We start from the raw sequence: 615 nt of genomic DNA on the forward strand, positions 1-615 counted from the left end.
CAGTGCGGAAAGACTAGGGTTCCATTGGCTTAGAAAGGTGTGCTGACTGTTTAACTGAAATGCAGCTTGGCGTACAGAGCCATCAGGGTTATGAACTTGTGCCCATGCGTCAGCACTGTCACCAAAGTGAGTCCAGCTTACAACAACGCTTCCATCGTTGAGAACAGCCACACTTTCGTTATAACTGGTGTTGTTATTAGGGTCATCATAAACAGTGACGACGCTACCCTGGGCTATGCCATTGCTATCATAACGCTGCATCTCAATGGTCGGGCCTGAACTGTTCCAGACATTGAGGAAACCACCGTCGGGCAAGGCGACGAGGTCACCGTAAAAACCACCACCGGAAGTGGTTTCTGTTGAGGCAGAGACAGTGGCACCAGAGGGCATCAGAACCGGCGCATCATTGATAGCGGTTAATGAAATCGTTGCTGAAATGGCATCGGCACTGAAGGCCGTGGTACCGCCATGGCTGCTGGCATCTTCATACTGTCCTGCAGTACCGGAGGTTCTATCCCAGGCACGGAAGTCAAAGGTGGCATCGCCGTTGTAGTCATCATTAGGGACAAAGCGCACTTTGTGATAACTGTCTAATAGCAGGGCATGGTTATCTGC

Annotated in this window: 1 protein-coding gene; it reads right to left on the minus strand. The window is 50.9% G+C overall.

Annotated elements, in window-relative coordinates; genetic code table 11:
• The coding region (locus AK963_RS34305; protein ID WP_202969966.1) for a hypothetical protein at nt 1-615 on the minus strand (615 nt) is incomplete at both ends.

The sequence above is a fragment of the Endozoicomonas atrinae genome (genome assembly GCF_001647025.1).
Lineage (GTDB): Bacteria > Pseudomonadota > Gammaproteobacteria > Pseudomonadales > Endozoicomonadaceae > Endozoicomonas > Endozoicomonas atrinae.